This window comes from Gorillibacterium sp. sgz306347 (assembly GCF_059735245.1).
Genome location: NZ_JCAPET010000019.1, coordinates 20,548 through 41,750, shown reverse-complemented (window position 1 = coordinate 41,750; position 21,203 = coordinate 20,548). Strand labels below are relative to the sequence as shown.

General features: G+C 61.7%; 19 protein-coding genes. 16 read left to right on the top strand and 3 right to left on the bottom strand.

Annotated elements, in window-relative coordinates; genetic code table 11:
• Positions 1 to 22: 22 nt before the first annotated feature.
• Genes AC6I6H_RS11920 through AC6I6H_RS11905 form a run of 4 tightly spaced genes read left to right on the top strand, consistent with a single transcriptional unit; the run spans position 23 to position 3,320 of the window.
• Positions 23 to 937: a selenium metabolism-associated LysR family transcriptional regulator gene (locus AC6I6H_RS11920; RefSeq protein WP_497954013.1), complete on the top strand. Its 915-nt coding sequence runs from the start codon at positions 23 to 25 to the stop codon at positions 935 to 937.
• A gap of 33 nt (positions 938 to 970) precedes the next feature.
• The gene (locus AC6I6H_RS11915) at positions 971 to 1,843 is read left to right on the top strand and encodes a PHP domain-containing protein (RefSeq protein WP_497954012.1); all 873 of its coding nucleotides are present in this window, start codon (positions 971 to 973) and stop codon (positions 1,841 to 1,843) included.
• The gene (gene galU, locus AC6I6H_RS11910) at positions 1,830 to 2,687 is read left to right on the top strand and encodes a UTP--glucose-1-phosphate uridylyltransferase GalU (RefSeq protein ID WP_497954011.1); all 858 of its coding nucleotides are present in this window, start codon (positions 1,830 to 1,832) and stop codon (positions 2,685 to 2,687) included. Before AC6I6H_RS11915 ends, galU begins: the two co-directional genes overlap by 14 nt.
• 42 nt (positions 2,688 to 2,729) lie before the next feature.
• On the top strand, positions 2,730 to 3,320 hold the full coding sequence (locus tag AC6I6H_RS11905) for a GNAT family N-acetyltransferase (RefSeq protein WP_497954010.1): 591 nt from the start codon (positions 2,730 to 2,732) through the stop codon (positions 3,318 to 3,320).
• 94 nt (positions 3,321 to 3,414) lie between these two features.
• Here the strand turns inward: AC6I6H_RS11905 and AC6I6H_RS11900 are convergent, their stop codons facing one another.
• Entirely contained in the window at positions 3,415 to 5,235 is a 1,821-nt protein-coding gene (locus AC6I6H_RS11900; protein WP_497954009.1) for an Rqc2 family fibronectin-binding protein, read from the bottom strand.
• A 393-nt stretch (positions 5,236 to 5,628) separates the two neighbouring features.
• Between AC6I6H_RS11900 and AC6I6H_RS11895 the strand changes: the two genes are divergently transcribed.
• From AC6I6H_RS11895 to rpoZ, 7 genes are all read left to right on the top strand, one after another.
• On the top strand, positions 5,629 to 8,409 hold the full coding sequence (locus AC6I6H_RS11895; RefSeq protein ID WP_497954006.1) for a calcium-translocating P-type ATPase, SERCA-type: 2,781 nt from the start codon (positions 5,629 to 5,631) through the stop codon (positions 8,407 to 8,409).
• A gap of 193 nt (positions 8,410 to 8,602) precedes the next feature.
• The gene (dapF, locus tag AC6I6H_RS11890; protein WP_497954005.1) at positions 8,603 to 9,439 is read left to right on the top strand and encodes a diaminopimelate epimerase; all 837 of its coding nucleotides are present in this window, start codon (positions 8,603 to 8,605) and stop codon (positions 9,437 to 9,439) included.
• A 17-nt stretch (positions 9,440 to 9,456) separates the two neighbouring features.
• Positions 9,457 to 11,343 (top strand): bifunctional homocysteine S-methyltransferase/methylenetetrahydrofolate reductase, encoded by a 1,887-nt coding sequence (locus tag AC6I6H_RS11885; protein ID WP_497954002.1) that lies wholly within the window; start codon positions 9,457 to 9,459, stop codon positions 11,341 to 11,343.
• Between the two features lie 23 nt (positions 11,344 to 11,366).
• The gene (locus AC6I6H_RS11880) at positions 11,367 to 12,248 is read left to right on the top strand and encodes a YicC/YloC family endoribonuclease (RefSeq protein WP_497954001.1); all 882 of its coding nucleotides are present in this window, start codon (positions 11,367 to 11,369) and stop codon (positions 12,246 to 12,248) included.
• Between the two features lie 61 nt (positions 12,249 to 12,309).
• Positions 12,310 to 12,570: an extracellular matrix/biofilm regulator RemA gene (remA, locus tag AC6I6H_RS11875; protein WP_040948586.1), complete on the top strand. Its 261-nt coding sequence runs from the start codon at positions 12,310 to 12,312 to the stop codon at positions 12,568 to 12,570.
• On the top strand, positions 12,563 to 13,198 hold the full coding sequence (gmk, locus tag AC6I6H_RS11870) for a guanylate kinase (protein WP_497954000.1): 636 nt from the start codon (positions 12,563 to 12,565) through the stop codon (positions 13,196 to 13,198). The genes remA and gmk overlap by 8 nt, the downstream gene beginning before the upstream one ends.
• 2 nt (positions 13,199 to 13,200) lie before the next feature.
• Positions 13,201 to 13,416 (top strand): DNA-directed RNA polymerase subunit omega, encoded by a 216-nt coding sequence (rpoZ, locus tag AC6I6H_RS11865; protein ID WP_497953999.1) that lies wholly within the window; start codon positions 13,201 to 13,203, stop codon positions 13,414 to 13,416.
• A 137-nt stretch (positions 13,417 to 13,553) separates the two neighbouring features.
• On the opposite strand, the gene AC6I6H_RS11860 is transcribed toward rpoZ, so the two are convergent.
• Together AC6I6H_RS11860 and AC6I6H_RS11855 are read right to left on the bottom strand one after the other, a co-directional pair.
• The gene (locus tag AC6I6H_RS11860) at positions 13,554 to 13,856 is read right to left on the bottom strand and encodes a spore coat protein (protein WP_497953998.1); all 303 of its coding nucleotides are present in this window, start codon (positions 13,854 to 13,856) and stop codon (positions 13,554 to 13,556) included.
• A 25-nt stretch (positions 13,857 to 13,881) separates the two neighbouring features.
• The gene (locus tag AC6I6H_RS11855) at positions 13,882 to 14,073 is read right to left on the bottom strand and encodes a hypothetical protein (protein WP_497953997.1); all 192 of its coding nucleotides are present in this window, start codon (positions 14,071 to 14,073) and stop codon (positions 13,882 to 13,884) included.
• 289 nt (positions 14,074 to 14,362) lie between these two features.
• On the opposite strand from AC6I6H_RS11855, the gene coaBC reads away from it, so the two are divergent.
• The 5 genes from coaBC to rsmB are packed head-to-tail and all read left to right on the top strand — an operon-like array spanning position 14,363 to position 21,136.
• On the top strand, positions 14,363 to 15,574 hold the full coding sequence (coaBC, locus tag AC6I6H_RS11850; protein WP_497953996.1) for a bifunctional phosphopantothenoylcysteine decarboxylase/phosphopantothenate--cysteine ligase CoaBC: 1,212 nt from the start codon (positions 14,363 to 14,365) through the stop codon (positions 15,572 to 15,574).
• On the top strand, positions 15,574 to 18,120 hold the full coding sequence (gene priA / locus AC6I6H_RS11845; protein WP_497953995.1) for a primosomal protein N': 2,547 nt from the start codon (positions 15,574 to 15,576) through the stop codon (positions 18,118 to 18,120). The genes coaBC and priA overlap by 1 nt, the downstream gene beginning before the upstream one ends.
• 58 nt (positions 18,121 to 18,178) lie before the next feature.
• Positions 18,179 to 18,676: a peptide deformylase gene (def, locus tag AC6I6H_RS11840; protein ID WP_497953994.1), complete on the top strand. Its 498-nt coding sequence runs from the start codon at positions 18,179 to 18,181 to the stop codon at positions 18,674 to 18,676.
• A complete protein-coding gene (gene fmt, locus AC6I6H_RS11835; RefSeq protein ID WP_497953993.1) occupies positions 18,673 to 19,623 on the top strand; it encodes a methionyl-tRNA formyltransferase in 951 nt (316 codons plus the stop codon). The genes def and fmt overlap by 4 nt, the downstream gene beginning before the upstream one ends.
• The gene (gene rsmB / locus AC6I6H_RS11830) at positions 19,616 to 21,136 is read left to right on the top strand and encodes a 16S rRNA (cytosine(967)-C(5))-methyltransferase RsmB (RefSeq protein WP_497953992.1); all 1,521 of its coding nucleotides are present in this window, start codon (positions 19,616 to 19,618) and stop codon (positions 21,134 to 21,136) included. Before fmt ends, rsmB begins: the two co-directional genes overlap by 8 nt.
• The last annotated feature ends 67 nt before the right edge of the window (positions 21,137 to 21,203 follow it).

The following is a 21,203-nucleotide window of genomic DNA, read 5'->3' as shown; positions in this document are numbered from 1 at the left end:
AATCGGGAAGAAGGGACAGGCGATGGCGCTCAGCTTCCATCAATTACATATCTTTTATACGGTTGCCCAAAAAGGCACCTTCTCCGCCGCCGCAGCGGCCCTGCATATGACGCAGCCGGCGGTGACCATGCAAATCCAGACCATGGAAGATCATTTCGGCGCAAAGGTATTCCGGCGCACCCCCAAGATGGTGGAGCTGACCGATGCCGGCCGCGCGCTGCTTCCGTACGCCAGAAAAATCGTGGACCTGATGACGGAAACGGAGCAGGAGATGTCCCGCTTTACCCGTGAACTCAAGGGCAAGCTGGAGCTGGGAACGAGCCTTACGGTGGGAGAGTACGTGCTCCCGCGTTTGCTCGGACCGTTCAACCGGGAATTCCCGCATATCACCGTCAGCATGAAGGTGATGAACACGGCCCAGATCATTGAGGAAGTGCTGGGCCATACGCTGAATATGGGCATTGTGGAGGCGCCGGTTCAGCACCCGGACATCAAGGTGGAGCCGATTCTGAACGACGAGCTGGTCCTGGTGCTCCCGCGCGGGCATGCGCTTCTCCGAAAAAAGAAGGTGGACCCCGAAGACCTCTACCACTATCCGTTTGTCACCCGGGAACCGGGCTCCGGCACGCGCCGCGTGGTGGAGGATTCGCTCCGGGAGGCGGGATACGACCCGGCCGAGCTTCCGATCGCCATGGAAATGGGAAGCACGGGTGCGATCAAGTCGGCGGTTGAAGCGGGGCTCGGACTGTCCATCATATCGGCCTCCACCGTCAAGCATGAAGTCGCGCTTGGCGTGCTGCAGGTGCGCGAGGTGAACAACGTCCGCTTTGCCCGGAGCTTTTATTCGGTATGCCTGCGGGCGGCGCTTTTGCCGCTGCCTGCGGTTACGTTCATGACCTTTATCCGGGACGGCGAGCTTTCCCGCTGGCTGTCTTGACCAAATGAATGGAACAAAGAAGGAGGGGTGACAGTGAACCGGCAAACGACGCCGCAGGCGGATTTGCACACCCATACAACGGCTTCGGACGGGCTTCATGCACCGGAAGAGGTGGTGCGGATGGCCAAGGAAGCCGGTTTGGCGGCGGTGGCCATTACGGATCACGACACGACCGCCGGAATCGCGGAGGCGGCGGAGGCCGGCGCCCGGCTTGGCATCACAGTGGTGCCCGGCGTAGAAATCAGTACGGTTGCGGGCGGGCAGGACATTCACGTGTTGGGCTATTATATGAACCTTGCCGACGAAACGTTTCAAAACCGGCTGCGCGAGCTGCGTTCGGTGCGCGACCGGCGCAACGATATGCTTGTCGCCCGGCTGAACGAGCTGGAGATTCCCATTACGCTGGACGCGGTTTTCGCGCTTCGCGGCCCGCTGAAGCCAGGCGAAACGGTCGGCCGGCCGCATTTCGCCAAATGGCTGGTGAAGCACGGGTATTCGGCGACGGAGCGGGAGGCGTTCGACCGGTACTTGGGCAAAGGCGGTGCGGCTTACGTCAATCCTCCGCGCATCCGGCCGGAGGAAGCGATTGCCTGGATTCACGAAGCCGGCGGCTGCGCCGTTCTCGCCCATCCCGGGCTGTACGGCGATGACGCGCTGGTTCGCCATTTGACCGCGTCGGGGCTGGACGGGATTGAAACCCGTCACTCCGACCATTCGCCCGAGGAGGAAGACAGATACCGGCTTCTGGCCGAAGAAAAGGGACTCGCCGCGACGGCAGGCTCGGACTTTCACGGCTCCCGTCAGGGGGAAACCTTTCACGGCCCGGTCGGGAACCGGCGGGTTTCCCTCGAAGTATTGGATCAACTTATCCTGAAGAAACGAGGAAGAGAACATGAAAATCCGTAAAGCGATTATTCCTGCCGCCGGCCTCGGGACACGGTTTTTGCCGGCGACCAAGGCGCAGCCGAAGGAAATGCTCCCCATCGTGGACAAGCCCGCCATTCAGTACATCGTGGAGGAAGCGATTGCATCGGGGATCGAGGACATCATTATCGTAACGGGCCGAAACAAACGCGCCATCGAGGACCACTTCGACAAATCGGCCGAACTGGAGCAGATGCTGGAGAAAAAAAATTCCCATGAGCTGCTGAATATCGTACAAACCGTATCCAAGATGGTCGATGTTTTTTACGTCCGGCAAAAAGAACCGCTGGGCCTCGGACACGCCGTTTGCACCGCGCGCAAGTTTATCGGAAACGAGCCGTTTGCCCTTCTGCTTGGCGACGATATCATTCAACAGGACCCGCCCTGCCTCAAGCGCATGATCGATCTTTACGAGCAGGAGGAAACCTCCGTCATTGCCGTCCAGGAGGTGCCATGGGACGAAACGAACAAGTACGGCATCGTCTCGCCGGGCGTCGGCAACCGGATCGAGGATTTGGTGGAAAAGCCGGAGCTTGGTTCTGCGCCGTCCAATCTGGCGGTTATCGGACGCTACATCATTGAGCCGGAAATTTTTGATATCCTGGAAGAGCTTCCGCCGGGCCGCGGCGGAGAAATTCAGCTTACGGACGCTCTGCGCGTGCTGAACCGCGGCAAAAACATGGTGACCTACAAGCAGGAAGGCCGCCGCTTCGACGTAGGCGACAAAATGGGCTACATTGAAGCCACCATTGAATTTGCGCTTTCGCGGGACGACCTGGGACCGCAGGTCCGGGACTACATAAAAGAATTGGCCAAACAGCTGTAACCCGCTTATGCTGCACTTATTTTTCAAATAGGGGGAATGGATATGGAGCTCCCAAAAGCGCCGTCCCATCCTATTTTGCTGGACTTTCCGGAGAGCCTTGAAAGCCGACGCCTTATCATCCGTGCCCCCTTATACGGGGACGGTGACAAGCTTAACGCGGCGGTCCGGGAAAGCATCGGAGAGCTGCGTCTTTGGATGCCTTGGGCAAAGGAAATTCCGTCGCCGGAGGAATCGGAAATCAACGTGCGCCAGGCGCGGCAGGATTTTCTCGCCCGGACGGATATGCGGCTGCATCTGTTCCTGAAGGAGACAGGCGAGTTTGTTGGCTGCAGCGGATTCCATAACATCAACTGGGAGGCGCGGGCGTTCGAGATCGGGTACTGGATTCGTACCCCGTTTGCCGGACGAGGTCTGATGACCGAGGCGGTCGAGACGATCGCCGGATTTGCGGTAACGGAGCTGAAGGCGAACCGGATTGAGATCCGCTGCGACCGGCGAAATCAAAGGAGTGCGCGCGTTGCCGAACGGCTCGGATTTACACTGGAGGGCGTCCTGCGGAAAGACAGCGCGGGCACGGACGGCGAACCGAGAGACACGATGGTTTTCGCAAAAGTGCGGGGAGCGGAATTTTGAGCGTGAACCCGGCCCTGGGCCGGCTAGCCGCCGCGGAATGCGGGAAAGCCGATTCATACGCGCTGAATTCATTAAAAAAAGCACGCCGGTCCGGTCAGGACGGCGTGCTTTTCAGCGATTTGACGAGGGTGGCGTCCGGGGTGGCGAACAGCGTTTTTTGCCGGTCGTAAATGACAAACCCGGGCTTCGCGCCGTTCGGTTTGCGAACGTGCCGGATCAGGGTGTAATCGACCGGCACGGAGCTGGAATCGCGGGCCTGGCTGAAATACGCGGCGAGCTGAGCCGCTTCAAGCAGGGTATCCTCACCGAAGGACGCGCTCCGGATGACCACGTGGGAGCCGGGGATGTCCTTGGTGTGGAGCCAGGTGTCGTTCGGCTGGGCGAGCCGGTTGGTCAGGTATTCGTTTTGCAGGTTGTTTTTGCCCACATAGATCGGAACGCCTTCGGAGGACAAATAACCGGAGAGGGCGGGCCGGTCTTTTTTCTTTTTCTTCCCTTGCTTTTTGCGGCGGTCGCGCAGATACCCCTGCTCCACCAGCTCATCCCGGATTTCTTCCACGTCCCCGAGCTCGGCCAGCGACAGCTGCTGGAGAAGGGAGTCGAGATAGACGATTTCCTCGCGGGCGGCGGCCATTTGCTTTTCGACGGCAATCTGGCTGTTTTTCGCTTTCGTGTACCGGCGGAAATAGCGCTGGCTGTTTTCCGAGGGGCTCAGCTGCGGGTCCAGCTCGATGCGGACCGGCTTTTGCTCCTCGTCGTAGTAATTGACGACCTCAATTTCCTTGTCGCCTTTCTTGATTTGATGAAGGGAAGAGGTCAGCAGCTCGCCGAGGATACGGTAGCGGTCCGCGTCCCTTGCGTCCTCCAGCGTTTCCTGCAGCTTTTCCAGCTTTTTGAGGTTCTTGTTTTTCTCGTTGGTCAAAAGCCGCTGGAGGTCCGACGTCCGCTGCTTGACGGTATCGCGTTCCGCCTTTTCTCCGTAAAAACGTTCCAGGCAGGCACTAATGGAAGAAAAAAGTTCTTCTTCGCCGTTTACATGGGTAAGCGGAATAACCGAAAAGAACAGCTTGCCGGTGCGCGCCTCCCGTTTGATGGCCGGATGATAGAGGTGCAAACGCATATCCTCCATCACGCTGTCGAAAGAGCTCCACAATGCTTCATCCAGCGGCAATTCCCCGGTTTCCGCGCGGACAAGCGCCCGATGGACGATTTCCCGGGCCACAAGCGGACTGATGCCGCTGAAACCGGCCACAATCCGGCCGGCCAGAGCGGAAGCATCCGCCGCCGGCCCGCCGGGAGCCGGCAGCGGCACCGTACCTTCGGAAGCGCCGCTCCCGGCGCTGTTTGTGCCGGTTCCGTCCGTCAGTACCTTGTCCGTGAATTCCGCCCGCCCGGCTTCGAGCGGATTCAGCTTCCCCTGCTCCGGGGGAGCGACGTAAGCGGTGCCGGGCAGGACGATCCGGTAAGCGCTCACCGCCGGCGTTACGTGGTGAATGCCGTCCATCACGGTGCCCGTGCGCGGGTCAACCAGGATGATGTTGCTGTGGCGGCCCATAATCTCCACCACCAGCACCTTCAGGTTGATGTCTCCCAGCTCGTCGCGCTGCCGGATGCCGATCCGGATGATCCGCTCCGAATCCGTCTGCTCGACAAATTCGATAATCCCGCCTTCGCAGTGCTTGCGGAGCAGCATGCAGAACATCGGGGGCTCCGTAGGGTTCACCCCGGTTTTCTCGGTCAAATGGACGCGGGGGAACGTCAGGTTGGCCGACAACAGCAGCTTCGGGTTCCCGGAGGAACGGAGCTGCAAAACAATATCGCTATCGGCGGGCTGATATATTTTCCCCACCCGCGCGCCGGTGAAGGCGGCGAGCTGGTGGACGATCGCCCGCACGACAAGTCCGTCTAATGCCATGGTTACACTCCATTTCCTTTCCGGAAAGCGGGCCGCCAAGTGAACGTAATCGGAGCTTTCCGGTCGCTTCGTTGCAATCCTCTCTATCATGCCATATCCGGCCCGAAATTTCATGTCCGCGAACGGTTGCAAGCGGAATTTTCCGGCTTCCGGCGAACGGCCAAAGTTGTCCCGCGCCGGTGGGATATTTTACCGCTTGTCTGAATAAATTGAGCGTATAGTCTGTCCCGCCGGCAGCCGGCGAGACGCCGCGGAAGGGGGACGAATGCCGGGCCGGCAACGGCCTTATGCGTCATCCGCCCGGGGGAATTCAACCGGCGCGGACGAGCGGTGCCGGTCCTGTGGGACAGCGGCCGGACAGGCGGCAATACGGTCGGGAGGGGAAGGTATAAAATGAATCCGAAGGCATGGTACCAGATGACGGCGGACGAAGCGACAAGAGAGCTTGCAAGCGATCCCGCCCAAGGGCTGGGCTGGGAGGAAGCGAACCGGCGCTCGGCTGAAAAGGGCCCGAACGAGCTGGCGGAGGGAAAGGGCATTTCGCCGTTCGTGCTGTTTTTAAACCAATTCAAGGATTTCATGGTTCTTGTATTAATGGGAGCGACGCTGGTGTCCGGTCTGCTGGGCGAATACCTGGACGCGATAACAATCATCGCCATCATTGTGCTGAACGGCGTGCTCGGCTTCGTCCAGGAATTCAAGGCCGAGCGTTCCCTGCGCGCGCTGCGGGAGCTGTCCGCGCCGGCGGCCAAGGTGCTGCGGGGCGGAGAGGTCCATGCGGTGAGCGCGCGGGAGCTGGTGCCGGGCGACGTGGTGCTGCTGGAGAGCGGGGACCGCATTCCGGCTGATATCCGGTTTCTGGAAGCGAATGGGCTGTACGCCGAAGAATCGGCGCTCACGGGCGAGTCGGTGCCCGTTTCCAAGCATGCAGACCCGCTGAACCGGACCGAGCTGCCGCCCGGCGACCAGCGAAACCTTGGCTTCATGGGCACGATGGTAACGCGGGGAACAGGCCGCGGACTCGTTGTCCGCACCGGAATGGAGACGGAAATGGGCAAAATCGCCGGGCTGATCCAAGGGACGGAGGAAATGCAGACCCCGCTCCAGCACCGGCTGGAGCAGCTGGGCAAAATCCTGATTCTGCTTTCGATCGGCCTGACCGTGGCGGTTGTCGCGGCCGGCATTCTGCACGGACAGCAGGCGTACACGATGTTCCTGGCCGGGGTCAGCTTGGCCGTCGCCGCCATTCCGGAAGGGCTGCCCGCCATTGTGACGGTCGCGCTTGCGCTCGGCGTGCAAAGAATGATCAAACGCAAAGCGATCGTCCGCAAGCTGCCGTCCGTAGAAACGCTGGGCTGCGCTTCGGTGATCTGCTCCGACAAAACCGGAACGCTGACGCAGAACAAAATGACCGTCACGCATCTGTGGACGGGCGGCCGCCAGCTTGAGGTAACGGGTGAAGGCTACGCTCCGGTCGGAGAAGTCTGCGAAAACGGCCGGCCGGCCGACCTGCGCAAGGACCAATCCCTGCGGCGGCTGATGCAGATCGCCGCGCTCTGCAACAACGCTTCGATCCGGGAGGAAACGGCGGAGCCGTCCGGGCGGAAGGAAAAGCTGGGCGGCGCTCCGGCCGCCCAGTGGGTGCTGAATGGAGATCCGACCGAAGGGGCGCTGGCCGTTCTCGCGGCAAAGGCGGGCGTGACGTCCGCTTCGCAGGAAGGGTTATACGTCCGCGTGAAGGAATTTCCGTTTGATTCCGAACGGAAACGGATGTCGGTGCTGCTTGAGCATCAGGGCGGCCGGGTCCTCTTTGCCAAAGGAGCCCCCGACGTGCTTATGGAGCAGTGTTCGTACATTTTATGGGACAACAAAGTGATTCCGTTTACGGGCACGCTGCGGCAAATGGTGACGCAGGCGAACGAAGGCATGGCGAAGGCGGCGCTCCGGGTGCTGGCTCTGGCGTACCGGGAAGTCAAGAGTTCGGAACGGTGCGAGGAAGCGGATGCCGCGGAGCGGGGGCTCGTCTACGTCGGTCTTGCCGGGATGATCGATCCGCCGCGCAAGGAGGTTGCGGGCGCGATTGCCCAGTGCCGCCAGGCGGGTATCAAAACCGTGATGATTACGGGCGATCATCAAGCCACGGCGGAGGCCATTGCCAGGCAGCTCGGGATGCTGCCGGCCAACGGTTGTGCGGTAAACGGAGTGGAGCTTGAGCGGATGACCGACGAGCAGCTTGACGCGAAGGTGAACGACATCTACGTTTATGCCCGGGTGTCTCCCGAGCATAAACTGCGGATTGTGCGCTCCCTGCAGCGCAAGGGGCATACCGTCGCCATGACGGGCGACGGGGTGAACGACGCGCCGGCGATCAAGGCGGCCGATATCGGCATCGCCATGGGCGGGAGCGGCACGGACGTCGCCAAGGAAGCGTCCTCGCTTGTGCTCGCCGACGACAATTTTGCCACCATTGTCGCGGCGATCGAGGAAGGACGGGGCATTTACGAAAACATCCGCAAATTTATCCGCTACCTTCTGGCCTCCAACGTCGGAGAAATTCTGACCATGTTCTTCGCCATGATGCTGGGGCTGCCGCTGCCGCTTGTTCCGATCCAGATCCTGTGGGTGAATCTGGTGACCGACGGGCTGCCCGCCATGGCCCTCGGCGTCGATCAGGCGGAGAAGGATCTGATGAAGCACAAGCCGCGTCCGGCCCGGGAAAACATTTTTGCCCGGCGGCTGGGCTGGAAAATCATCAGCCGGGGTACGCTGATCGGCCTTTGCACGCTCGCCGCCTTCTGGCTTACGCTTCAGGGCGACCCGGACAGTGGAGCGGGGCTGCTGAAGGCGCAGTCCGTCGCATTTGCCACGCTGGTCATGGCGCAGCTCATCCATGTGTTCGACTGCCGCAGCTCGCGCTCGATTTTTCACCGGAATCCGCTTCAGAACAAATACCTGGCCGCGGCCGTGCTTTCCTCGGTCGCTCTGCTGCTCTGCGTGATGTATGTTCCTTCGCTGCAGCCGGTGTTCAAAACCGTTCCGCTGGAGGCGATGGATTGGCTTCTCGTGCTTGTCGCCGCAGCGATCCCTTCCTGCTTTATGGGGGCGGGCAGCGTCCTGTCCGGCTCCGGCCGGAAGCCGGCGCGGGTCGGTCTTTCCGGCAGCCGCAGGGGATAACGAATCCTCTTTTGGCAGTTCTGGCGGCGATACGCGAAGGACGGCGGCGAATAAGCAAGCAAGGCCCCGCAGCAAGCGGACGGAATGCGAATTTTCTTGCATTCCGTCCGTTTTCCGTTATGATAGTCCTAAACGACAAGGCCCCGCCGGACGGGGCGCTTGATTTCTTTTTTCAAACTGGGGGCTTTCGCGCGTGGAATTTACCAAGATGCAGGGACTCGGAAACGATTTTATCGTTCTTGCGGGCTTGACGGAAATGCCGGCGAACGCTTCCGAACTGGCCGTCAAGTGGTGCGACCGGAACTTCGGCATCGGAGCGGACGGGCTTGTGTTCCTGCTTCCGTCCGAACGGGCCGATATCAAGATGCGCATCGTCAATTCCGACGGCTCCGAACCGGAGCAATGCGGCAACGCGGTCCGCTGCGCGGCCAAGTATATATACGATTCCGGTCTGGCTCCCCGGACTTCGCTTACGGTGGAAACGATCGGCGCGGGCGTTCAGCCGCTCGAAATCGAGGCGGAGAACGGGAAAGCCCGTACGGTAAAGGTGGACATGGGCGCCCCGGTGCTCGCAGCCCGGGAGATCCCGACGCTTCTGGAAGGAGACCGCGTGATCGGGCAGCCGCTTGCGGCCGGCGGGCGGAAGTATTCCTTTACCGCCGTGTCCATGGGCAACCCGCACTGCGTTATTTTTGTCGACGACGCGGAAAGCGTCAACCTGGCCGAATGGGGGCCCGGCATCGAAAATCATCCGTTGTTCCCCAACCGGACCAACGTTGAGTTTGTTTCCGTCCGTTCGCCCGAGCATCTGGTCATGCGGGTTTGGGAGCGCGGAGCAGGCGCCACGCTGGCTTGCGGCACCGGTGCCTGCGCGACCCTGGTGGCCGCCTCGCTGAACGGGCTTTCCGGCCGCAAGGCGGTGGTCTCGCTTGCCGGCGGAGATTTGCTGATCGAATGGAACGAGGAAGACGGCCATGTGTATATGACCGGACCGGCGGAAACCGTTTTTCGCGGCACGGTCGGCGAATGAACGAGGAGGAACGCCTGATGAAACCCGAACTGAGGGAAGCCTTGCGGACCGGTACCCTGGCCGGCGACGGCGCCATGGGAACCTACCTGTACCAGACCGGCTTCCCGATCGGCATTTCTTATGAAGAGTTTAATTTGACCAAACCCGATGTTATCCGCGGCGTCCACCGGAAGTATTACGAGGCGGGGGCCCGCTTGATTGAAACCAATACCTTTTCCGCGAACCGGGACAAGCTGGCGAAATACGGGCTGGAGGACGAAACGGCTGCGATCAACCGGGCCGGCGTCCGGCTCGCCCGGGAAGCCGTCGGGCCGGACGCCTATGTCGCGGGGGCCGTCGGCTCCATGCGCGGACTGCGGCGCCGGCGGATCGGCGATGCCGCCGTGAAGCTGGCCTTGACCGAGCAGATAACGGCTCTTCTTGAAGCGGGTGCGGATGGGATTCTGCTTGAGACGTTCTACGAACTTTCGGAAATGCTGGTGGCGGCCCGGATCGTCCGGCAGCTGGGCGACGTGCCGCTGATTTGCCAGTTCGCCACGGACGGCGGCGGCATGACGGCGGACGGCGTGCCGTTTGCGGAAGCGTTCCGCGTGCTGGCTGAAGAAGGAGCGGACGCCGTCGGCTTCAACTGCCACAGCGGGCCGGACGGCATTCTCCGGTCCATGGAGAAGCTGGGGGCTCGCCCGGCTCTGCCGCTGTCGATCTTTCCCAATGCCGGCTTGCCCGGCTATGATGAAGAGCGGCTGACCTACCGGGCGGAGCCCGACTATTTCAGCGCCAAAACGGTCCGTTTTGTCGAGCTTGGCGCCCGGATCGTCGGCGGGTGCTGCGGCACGACGCCGGAGCATATCGCGGCGGTGGCGGCCACCCTGCGCGAGCTGGCGGAAGCACCCGCGCGGCCCGCAGCGGAGCCGCCGGTGGTCCGGCAAGCGCCGGCAGCGGCGGAAGCTCCGCCTGCCGAGCCTCCCGCGCCTGCGGAGCCGTCGCTTCTCGATCTCGTGCGGGAACGCCACACGGTGATCGTAGAGCTGGATTCGCCGCGGGACCTGGCGATCGACCGTTTTCTGGCGGCCGCCGCCACACTGAAGGAGGCGGGCGTGGACGCGGTCACGATGGCGGACAACTCGCTTGCCATGACGCGCATCAGCAATTTGCCGATGGGCCATCTTGTCCGGGAAAAGTTCGGCGTCCGGCCGCTATTGCACATTGCCTGCCGGGACCGCAACGCCATCGCGACGCAGTCTCATCTGATGGGGATGAACGCCATCGGCCTGAACCATATCCTGGCGGTAACGGGCGATCCGGCCCGGTTCGGGGATCTGCCCGACGCGAGCTCCGTGTTCGACATGAACTCGCTCGATCTGATCCGGATGGCCCGCCAGCTGAACGAGGGCATCGCTTTTTCGGGCAAGCCGCTGAAGCAAAAGGCCAACTTCGTCATCGGGGCCGCGCTGGATCCGAACGTCAAGTATCTGGAAAAAGCCGTCCAGCGGATGGAGAAGAAGATTGCCGCCGGCGCCCAGTATTTTATGACCCAGCCGGTATACGACGCCGAAAAAATAGAAAAGCTGTATGAAGCCGTGAGGCATCTCGACACGCCGGTATTTCTCGGGATCATGCCGCTTATGAGCGGGCGCAACGCCGAATTTCTGCACAACGAAGTCCCCGGAATCCGCATCCCGGAGGATGTGCGCAAACGAATGGCGGGGCTTTCCGGCGAAGAAGGGCGGCGCGTCGGCGTGGAAATCGCCAAGGAGCTGCTTGACGCCGCCGTCGGCCGTTTTAACGGCATCTATCTGATGACGCCGATGCTTTTTGCCGGGATGACCGCGGAATTGACCCGGTACGTACGGGAGAAGGCGGGGCGGCCGAATGTCCTTGTCGACACCCGGAAAATGCATTAAAATAGGGTATCGGATGTGATGGAATGATACGCAGTATGACGGGATTCGGACAGGCGCAGCGGCACGGAGAAGGCTTTTCGGTCCAGGTGGAGATCAAGACGATCAACCACCGGTACGGCGAAATCTCGCTCCGGCTTCCCCGCGAATACGCGGCGCTGGAGGAATCCTTGAAGCAGGAAGCGCGCCGTCATGTCAAAAGAGGACGGACCGAAGCCGTCGTCACGGTCGAACGGGAAGCCGGCGAGGCCCAGGGAATCCGGGTGGATTGGGCTGCGGCCGACCGTTATCTGGCCGCCGCGCGGGAGCTTGCCGGCCGCTACGGTTTAAAGGAAGACGTGGGAGTGCGGGAGCTGATCGCCGTTCCGGGCGTGCTGCAATTCGCGGAGCCCTCGTCTCCGGCCGGAGACGAGATGGAACGGGAAATCACGCTTTGTTTCCGGGACGGGCTGAAGGCGCTCATGGGCATGCGCGAAGCGGAGGGCCAGCATCTGCGGGCGGACCTGGCCGAACGCCTGAACGTTTTGAAGGAGTTTCACGAGCAGCTGCGCGTTCTCGCCCCTGGGGCTTCCGCCGAATACCTGGAGAAGCTGAAGCAGCGGATTCGGGAAGTGCTGGACGGGGTCCAGGTGGAGGAGCAGCGGCTTTTGACGGAAGCCGCCTTATATGCCGAGCGCGTCAACGTGGATGAGGAGCTGACCCGGCTGGAAAGCCATTTTGCCCAGTTCCTGCTTCTGCTGGACGGTGACGAGCCGGCGGGCCGCAAGCTCGATTTTCTCATTCAGGAAATGAACCGGGAAGTGAATACAGTCGGCTCGAAGGCGAATCATGCCCGCATGGCCGGCATTGTGGTGGAAATGAAAGCGGAGCTGGAGAAAATCCGCGAGCAAGTGCAAAATATCGAATAACCGACGCCGCCTGCGTCAGCCGGCCATCCGGCCGGCGGCAAACCTGCATGGGAGGAACTACATGGCCATCAAACTCATTAACATCGGTTTCGGCAACATCGTTTCCGCAAACCGCATCATTTCCATCGTGAGTCCGGAATCGGCTCCGATCAAACGGATTATCCAGGAAGCGAGAGACCGCCATATGCTCATCGACGCCACTTACGGCCGCCGGACGCGAGCGGTCATCATCACCGACAGCGATCATGTCATCCTGTCCGCCGTTCAGCCGGAGACGGTGGCGCACCGCTTGTCGAACAAGGACGATGACAACGATGAGTAGCGAACTGACCCAATCCAAAGAGCGCGGCATTCTGATCGTTCTTTCCGGCCCTTCCGGCGTTGGCAAAGGCACGGTTTGTTCCGCGTTGCGCCAATGCACGAGCGACCTGGTATACTCCGTTTCGGCCACGACGAGAACCCCCCGGCAGGGCGAACAGGAAGGCGTCAATTATTTCTATAAGAGCAAAGAGCAGTTTTTGTCGATGATCGAAAAAGACGAGCTGCTGGAGTGGGCCGAATACGTCGGAAACTACTACGGGACCCCCAAGGACTTTGTGCTGCAAACCTTGGAGCAGGGCAAGGACATCATTCTGGAGATCGATGTGCAGGGCGCGCTCAAGGTGAAGCAGAAATTCCCGGAAGGCGTATTCATTTTCCTGCTTCCGCCTTCGCTCGACGAGCTGGAGCACCGGATCGTCGGACGCGGCACGGACAGCGAGGACGCGATTCAAAACCGCATGTCGGCCGCCAGGGATGAGCTCGCCATGGTCCGCTATTACGATTACGCGATTGTAAATGACCGGGTCGATCTGGCCTGCGGCCGCATACAATCCATACTGGCGGCGGAGCACTACAAGCGGGAGCGGGTTATGCCCGCGATTACAAGATGGTTGGAAGGGGTGCGCTAAACATGTTATATCCTTCGATAGACAAATTGCTCGACAAGGTCGACAGCAAATACTCCCTCGTGGTGGCGGCGGCCAGAAGAGCCCGCATGCTGCGTGAAGGAGCGGAGCCGGAGATCGCCAATCCGAAAGCTCACAAAATGGTCGGTGTGGCGCTCGAGGAGCTTTACCACGACAACATCCGTTATGAAAAGCTGCCGAGCAAAGATACGGTAAAATAATTCCGATACCGAAATAAGGCACGGACTTGTCCGTGCCGCCGGCATGAACGAAAAACCCTCTTTTCCGGAAGAGGGTTTTTCGTTTGGGGGGATGACGAAAGAGCAGGCGGTCCGCCTCGCCCTCATAGGGCGGAAGCCTACTGGCGCTGGGCCAGGTTCAGGGCGATGTCGGCATTTTGCACATCCATCTGGATTTGTTTGGCGACGTCGAAGGCGTTGTACAGCCCTTTGCGCTGCATGTAAGAGAAAATTTGCTCGTGCATTTTGATCGCCTTGTCCAGCTGGCCGACAAGCGTGTTCCGGACCTCGGGGGTAGCGGATTCGGTAATGGCGGTGGCATAGTTTTTAATGCCGGTTTTGGCGGCGTTCAGCAAATCGGTTGCGATCACCTGGTCGGTCAAGGCGCTCATACCGGTCAAATTTTCGACTAGCGTGTTCATGGTTGCCTCCTCTTGAAATGGATTTTTAGACAAGCAGGCTCCGCAGCTGTTGGATGTCTTGAACCCCGCTGTTTACGTCGTTTTGCAAAAGACCCTTCAGCTCCTGGCACTGAACGAGCGGAAGCATCGTTTGGCTTTTGGTCAGGCATACGGTCTTGAAGGTAAGCAATTCATGCAAATCCAGCGTTTCATGAACGCCCAATTTTTGATGGGACATCGCGATCACCTCCTGTTCGGTGGTATTTTGAGCCGCCGGGAATTCAATTATGTACGGAAACGGACAAACCGGATCTATTCCGCTTGTTCGTCGAACACGTGTTCGTTTATAATGAAAGGAACGGCGCGGTTGTCGGAAAAAAGCGCGGCGTTTATACTTGATAGGAATGACTTCAGCCACCGGATGCCGGGACAGCGGGGAGAACCGGCCCGGGCGCGGGCGAAGCGGAGCATACGACAAACGGATCAACCTTTTCGGGTTGATGTTTTTATAAAGAGGAGTGATCGAGATGAACGGAAAATCAATCCTGCTGGGCGTAAGCGGCGGCATCGCCGCGTATAAAGCGGCCGCCTTGTGCAGCAAGCTGACCCAGGCCGGGGCGGACGTGCATGTGGTCATGACCGAATCCGCCACCAAGCTGGTCGGGCCGGCCACGTTCCAGGCGCTATCGCACCGCGCGGTTCGGGTGGAAACGTTCCAGCAGGCCGAACCGGGCGTGATCGCCCACATCGACTCGGCGGACAATGCCGATGCCGTGCTGGTGGCGCCCGCAACGGCGAACATCCTCGCCAAGATGGCGCACGGCATTGCGGACGACATGCTGAGCACCGTCCTGCTGGCGGCCACCGCGCCGATTCTGGTTGCTCCGGCCATGAACGTCCACATGTACGAGCATCCGGCGACACAGGCGAACATGGAGATTTTGCGGAAGCGCGGGGTCATCTTCCTGGAGCCGGGCGTCGGCCCGCTCGCCTGCGGGTATGTCGGGAAAGGAAGAATGGCGGAGCCGGAAGACATTTTGCGCACGGTGGCCACGTTCTTCGAACGGCAGCAGGAACGTCCCCTGGCGGGGAAACGGGTGCTGGTCACGGCCGGCGGAACCGTGGAACGCCTTGACCCGGTGCGCTATTTTACGAACGATTCCTCGGGAAAAATGGGTTTTGCCGTTGCGGCGGCGGCCCGGGACATGGGGGCGGCGGTCACTCTGGTTGCCGCCAGAGTTTCCGAGCCGCTGCCGGAAGGCGTCGAGACGGTTCGTGTCGAATCGGCGCTGGACATGCATGCCGCCGTAATGGAACGGGCGGATGCCTGTGATGTGGTGGTCAAGGCGGCGGCGGTCGCCGATTACCGTCCGGGTCAGGTTTACGCGGAGAAAATCAAGAAGGCGGGAGACGAGCTTCAGGTTACGCTGATCAAAAACCCGGATATTCTGGAGGAGCTCGGGCATCGGGACGCGCGGCCGTTTCTGGTCGGCTTTGCCGCCGAAACGGAAAACCTTGAGCACAACGCGGTTGAAAAATTGCGGCGCAAGAACTGTGACCTGATCGCGCTCAATGACGTTTCCCGTAGCGATGCGGGCTTCGGCACGGACCGTAACGCGCTGACGGTATACGGCAGGGACGGACTGGTGGAGGAAATGCCACTGATCGGCAAGCGCGAAGCGGCGGAAAGGCTGCTCCGGCTCGTCGCCGAACGGCTGGGCGGGCCGGGTGAAGCCTGATGTACGCCAAAGTTGTCGTCGACGTTTCCGCCCGTCAAACCAACCGGCCGTTTGATTATGCCGTGCCCGAAGCGCTTGCTCCCTGGATCGAGGTCGGCAGCCGGGTCGGCGTGCCGTTTGGGGGACGGACGGTGCTGGGCTTTGTGATCCAGCTTGCGGACCAAACAGACGTGGACCCGAAGAAGCTGAAGGCGGTCGATCACGTGATGGACATGTACCCGCCGCTTACCCCGGAGCTCGTTGAGCTTGCCCGCTGGATGAGCCGGAAGTACATCTGCCACGAGCTTGCCGCGCTTCAGGCGATGATTCCGGGAGCGCTCAAGGCCAAATACGAACGGTACATTACGGTGAGCGACAAAGAAGAAGCCGGCCCGTGGCGCATCCGGATCACCGGCCAAGAAGAGGTCGTCCGCTATATCCGGGAGAAAGGCGGAGTGCCGCTTGACGCCCTGCTCGCGCGGTTCCCGGAGGAAAGCATGTGGATCAAGGAGCAGATTCGCACCGGCGCGCTGCTCGAAACGCAAGCCATCCGCAACCGGCTGGCCAAAAAGACGGCGCTGACGGTGTTTCCGCCGTCCGACCCGGAAGCGCTGGCCGCAAAAACGGCGGAGCTGCCCGCGAACGCGGTCCGGCAAAAGGAAGTGCTTCTCTTTCTGGCGGAGCATCCCGAGCCCGTCAAGCTGACCGACCTGATGGTCCGCCTGAACGTCGGGGCGGGAACCGTGAAGGGGCTCGCCGACAAGGGCTGGATCGAGCTTCGCGAGGTCGAGCTGCTTCGCGATCCTTATGCCGGAAGAAGCTTCACGCGGACCCGTCCGCTGCCGCTCACGCCCGAGCAGGCCAGCGTGTTCCAGCCGATCCGCCAATCGGTGGTGCGTTCCGATCACCGGGTGTTTCTTCTGCACGGGGTGACGGGCAGCGGCAAGACCGAGGTTTATTTGCAGGCGATTCAGCAGTGCCTCGATCTCGGCCGGGAGGCGATCGTGCTCGTGCCGGAAATTTCGCTGACCCCCCAAATGGTCGAACGGTTCAAAGGCCGCTTCGGAGACGAGGTCGCCGTGCTGCACAGCCGACTGTCCACCGGAGAGCGCTACGACGAGTGGCGCAAAATCAGCATGAAGCAGGTCCGGGTGGTGATCGGGGCCCGTTCGGCGGTATTTGCGCCGTTTACCCGGCTCGGGCTGATTATCATAGACGAAGAGCATGAAACCTCGTACAAGCAGGAAGAAAGCCCGAAATACCACGCCCGCGAGGTGGCCGTCGAAAGGGCGCGCCGCCACGGAGCGGCGGTGGTGCTGGGGTCGGCAACGCCTTCGCTGGAAAGCTTCCACCGCGCGGTTCACCCGCCGGCTCCGGGCGAGACTCCGTTCCAGCTGCTGACGATGAAGCAGCGGGTCGAGAACCGTCCGCTCCCTCCCGTGCATATTGTAGACATGCGGGCGGAGCTGCAGGAGGGCAACCGCTCCATGTTCAGCCGTCCGCTTTACCGGGCGCTGGAGCAGCGGCTGGAGCGCGGCGAGCAATCGGTGCTGCTGCTGAACCGCCGCGGCTACTCCACCTTCGTCATGTGCCGGACCTGCGGGCACACCCTGCAGTGTCCGCACTGCGACATTTCGCTGACGTACCACCAAAGCTCGCGGCTCGTGCGCTGCCATTACTGCGGCCACGCGGAGCGCTCGCCTTCGGAATGCCCGGAATGCGGCAGCGCGCACATCCGCTTTTTCGGAACGGGCACGCAGAAGGTGGAAGAGGAGCTGGCCCGCCTGTTTCCGGGCATTCGGGTCATTCGCATGGACGTGGATACCACAAGCGAGAAGGGCTCGCACGAAAAATGGCTGACCATGTTCCGCAACAAGCAGGCCGACGTGCTGCTTGGAACGCAGATGGTCGCCAAAGGCCTGGACTTTCCCGACGTCACCCTGGTCGGCGTCATCGCCGCCGACACGGTGCTGGGCCTGCCCGACTTCCGGGCGGCGGAGCGCACCTTTCAGCTGCTTACGCAGGTAGCCGGCCGCGCCGGCCGGCACCAGCTGCCGGGCGAGGTTTACGTCCAGACCTATAACCCCGAGCATTACAGCGTCCAGCGTTCCTCGGAGCACGACTACGAGGGCTTTGTCCGGCAGGAGCTGGAGGTGCGGCGGGACTGCGGGTATCCGCCGGAATGCGGCCTTATTCTGCTGACCCTGTCGCATCCCGAGCTTCCGCTGCTGGTCCGCGCGGCCGAGGGATTGGCTTCCCGGCTCAAGGAAGCGGCGCGGCAAGCCGGTCTTTACCATGACGGCATGACGCCGGAGGCCGGAGACCTCTTCGCGGGCGCGGAAGGCCCCGGAAGCCTGCCTCCGCTCGGCCGCATGGAGGTGCTCGGCCCCGTCGCGTCCCCGATCCCCCGCATCAAGGATAGATATCGGTTCCGCTGCATGATAAAATATCGGGGAAGCGCCGACGTAACCGAGGTCGTGAACAAGGCGGTTTCCGCTTTTGACGACCTCGCGGCCAAACAAAACCTGCAGATCAGCGTCGACGTCGATCCGCAGATGATGATGTAAGTTCTCCGGGCGGCGAAGCCCGGCTGCTTTTACTACAAGAATTGGAAGGTGCTGCTGCATGGCCATCAGAATTATTGTCAAAGACCCCGATCCGGTGCTGCGCGAGGTCGCCAAACCGGTTGCGAAAGTAACCCGCAACATCCAGAAGCTGCTGGACGACATGGCGGACACGATGTACGACGCTCCGGGCGTCGGCTTGGCGGCTCCGCAAATCGGCATTTCCAAGCGTGTGATCGTGATGGACGTCGGAGACGAGCACGGGCTGATCCAGCTCGTGAATCCGGTCATCGTTCATAAGGAAGGCGAGCAGCTCGGTCCGGAAGGCTGCCTGAGCATTCCGGCGCTGATGGGCGATGTGCGCCGGGCGATGAAGGTGCGGGTGCGCGGGCTCGACCGGGACGGCAACGAAATCGAAATCGAAGGCGAAGAGCTGCTTGCCCGCTGCATCCAGCACGAAGTGGACCATTTGAACGGCGTTCTATTCACGGATGTGGCCGAGCGGGTATACCGCGAGGAAGAGCGGGACGGCAAAGACGGGGAAGGCGGCAGGAAATGAACAAGCCGCGCATATTGTTTATGGGGACGCCCGATTTCGCCGTCCCTTCTTTGCGTGTTTTGCTGGAGGAAGGGTACCTTGTTGTCGGCGTCGTAACCCAGCCGGACCGGCCGAAAGGGCGCAAGCGCGTTCTGACGCCTTCGCCGGTGAAAGAAGAAGCGCTGAAGCACGGGCTGCCGGTACTGCAGCCGGAACGGATGCGCCGGCCCGAAGCGGTGGCGGAGGTGGCGGCCCTTGCCCCCGACCTCATCGTGACGGCCGCTTACGGCCAGATTCTGCCCAAGGCGGTGCTGGACATCCCGGCTTACGGCTGCATCAACGTGCACGGCTCTTTGCTGCCGAAGTACCGGGGCGGCGCGCCGATCCAGTATGCCGTCATGGGAGGCGAAAGCGAAACCGGCGTCACGATCATGTACATGGCGGAGGGGCTTGACACGGGCGACATGCTGGCCAAGGTCGTCGTGCCGGTCACGGACGAGGATACGAGCGGCACGCTGTTCGACAAGCTCGCAATCGAAGGCGCCGAGCTGCTGCGCCGCACCCTGCCGGCCCTGCTGGCGGGGGAATTGACGCCCGAGCCGCAGGACGATGCGCTTGCCACTTACGCGCCGACGCTCAAACGCGAGGACGAACGGATTGACTGGACGCGTCCCGCCCGCGAGGTGTTCAACCGGATCCGCGGCCTGAATCCGTGGCCGGGCGCGTTCACGCTGCTGTCGGGCGAGGTGTTTAAAATCCGCGCGGCCCTTCTGCCCGCGGGCGACCCATCCAGCCGGGAAGGCCGGCCGGGCGAGGTGCTGGAGGCGGGGCCGGAGGGGATTCTGGTCGCCGCCGGGGACGGAGCGGTTCTGCTGACCCAGGTGCAGCCGGCCGGCAAAACGACAATGGACGCCGCCGCGTTTGTCAGAGGCGGAGGAATCCGGAAAGGCGCGGTGCTCGGTGAGTGACAAGCGGACAGGAAACGGCGGAGGACGTCCGAATCGGTCCGGCGCCAAGGCGAATGCGCGCGAAACGGCGATGGACATCCTGACGCGCGTTGAAACGGACCGGTCCTACAGCAATCTGCTTTTGAATCAATACCTGCAAAAGCGGGAGCTTTCCCGCCCCGATGCGGGGCTGGTTACCGAGCTGGTGTACGGGACAATTCAAAGGCTGAACACGATCGACTACCATCTGGGCCGTTTTGCGGCCAAAGGGCTGGACAAGCTGGAGCCTTGGGTGCGCAATTTGCTGAGGCTGAGCTTTTACCAGCTTTCTTATTTGGACCGGATTCCGCCGCACGCCGCGGTGAGCGAGGCGGTCGAGATCGCCAAACGCAGAGGACACCGGGGGATATCCGGCATGGTAAACGGCATTCTCCGCAACGTACTGCGGCGGAAGGCCGAGCTTGTCCCGGAACCGGCCCTTCCGGAGACCGTCCGCCTTTCGCTGGCGCATTCGCATCCCGAATGGCTGGTGAAGCGCTACGTCGAACGGTACGGCGCCGAAACGGCCGGCCGCATCTGTGCCTCCAACAACGAGCCGCCTTCGGCAAGCGTGCGCGTCAACAGTCTCAAGGCTTCGCCGGACCAACTGCTGGAGCGCCTCCGGGAAGCGGGCCTGCGTGCGCGCCGGTCGGCTTTAGCCGAGCCGGGGCTTGTCGTGGAGGGCGGCGGCAACCTGGCGCAAAGCGAATGGTACGAGGCGGGCGAGCTCAGCATTCAGGATGAAAGCTCCATGCTTGTGGCGGCGGCCGTGGCGCCGGCTCCCGGCATGGAGGTGCTGGACTGCTGCGCGGCACCGGGCGGAAAAACCGCCCACATGGCGGAGCTGATGGAGGACCGGGGCCGCGTCATTTCATGCGACGTGCATGAACACAAGCAGGCGCTGATCGAAAGCCAGGCGGCCCGGCTCGGGCTCGGCTGCGTCCGGACGGTTGTCTCGGACGCGAGGGAACTCGGCAAGGCGTTTGCGCTTGAAAGCTTCGACCGGATTCTGCTGGACGCTCCCTGCTCCGGACTTGGCGTGATCCGGCGCAAGCCGGATTTGAAATGGACCAAGCAGGAGGCTGATATCACCGCCATTGCCGGGCTTCAGCAAGAGCTGCTTGAAGCGGTGCACGGGCTTTTGAAGCCAGGCGGCATTCTCGTCTACAGCACCTGCACCACGGAGCCGGAGGAAAACGCGGTTCAGGTGCGGCGGTTTCTGGAGCGGCATCCGCAGTTCGCGCTCGCCCCGTTTCCGCCCGGATTTTTCGCCGGAGGGCCGGCAAAAGCTGCGGCCGATGCCGCCGGCTCTTTGCCGGTTCCCGCGCCGGACGCTCCTGCAGGCGCCGCCCCGGCGGTTCCCGCGCCGGACCGGCTCGAAGCGCTGAGGCGGGAAGCGGCGGCCGGCATGGTTCAGCTGCTGCCGAGCGATTACGGCACGGACGGCTTTTTTATCGCCCGTTTGGTCAAAACGGGCTCACCTATGATAAAATAATGGGATGAACGAAGCGCCGCCGCCTTTTGGCTGCGGAGCCGTTCCATTCTGAATTACAGGCAGGGAT

Coding starts and splice junctions, on each gene's coding strand:
- AC6I6H_RS11855 (WP_497953997.1), bottom strand. CDS start 14,073: ATGTCCCATCAAAAATTGGGCGTTCATGAAACGCTGGATTTGCATGAA.
- AC6I6H_RS11885 (WP_497954002.1), top strand. CDS start 9,457: ATGAAACCCGAACTGAGGGAAGCCTTGCGGACCGGTACCCTGGCCGGC.
- AC6I6H_RS11900 (WP_497954009.1), bottom strand. CDS start 5,235: ATGGCATTAGACGGACTTGTCGTGCGGGCGATCGTCCACCAGCTCGCC.
- AC6I6H_RS11920 (WP_497954013.1), top strand. CDS start 23: ATGGCGCTCAGCTTCCATCAATTACATATCTTTTATACGGTTGCCCAA.
- AC6I6H_RS11880 (WP_497954001.1), top strand. CDS start 11,367: ATGATACGCAGTATGACGGGATTCGGACAGGCGCAGCGGCACGGAGAA.
- remA (WP_040948586.1), top strand. CDS start 12,310: ATGGCCATCAAACTCATTAACATCGGTTTCGGCAACATCGTTTCCGCA.
- def (WP_497953994.1), top strand. CDS start 18,179: ATGGCCATCAGAATTATTGTCAAAGACCCCGATCCGGTGCTGCGCGAG.
- AC6I6H_RS11860 (WP_497953998.1), bottom strand. CDS start 13,856: ATGAACACGCTAGTCGAAAATTTGACCGGTATGAGCGCCTTGACCGAC.
- fmt (WP_497953993.1), top strand. CDS start 18,673: ATGAACAAGCCGCGCATATTGTTTATGGGGACGCCCGATTTCGCCGTC.
- AC6I6H_RS11895 (WP_497954006.1), top strand. CDS start 5,629: ATGAATCCGAAGGCATGGTACCAGATGACGGCGGACGAAGCGACAAGA.
- rpoZ (WP_497953999.1), top strand. CDS start 13,201: ATGTTATATCCTTCGATAGACAAATTGCTCGACAAGGTCGACAGCAAA.
- AC6I6H_RS11905 (WP_497954010.1), top strand. CDS start 2,730: ATGGAGCTCCCAAAAGCGCCGTCCCATCCTATTTTGCTGGACTTTCCG.
- priA (WP_497953995.1), top strand. CDS start 15,574: ATGTACGCCAAAGTTGTCGTCGACGTTTCCGCCCGTCAAACCAACCGG.
- gmk (WP_497954000.1), top strand. CDS start 12,563: ATGAGTAGCGAACTGACCCAATCCAAAGAGCGCGGCATTCTGATCGTT.
- galU (WP_497954011.1), top strand. CDS start 1,830: ATGAAAATCCGTAAAGCGATTATTCCTGCCGCCGGCCTCGGGACACGG.
- coaBC (WP_497953996.1), top strand. CDS start 14,363: ATGAACGGAAAATCAATCCTGCTGGGCGTAAGCGGCGGCATCGCCGCG.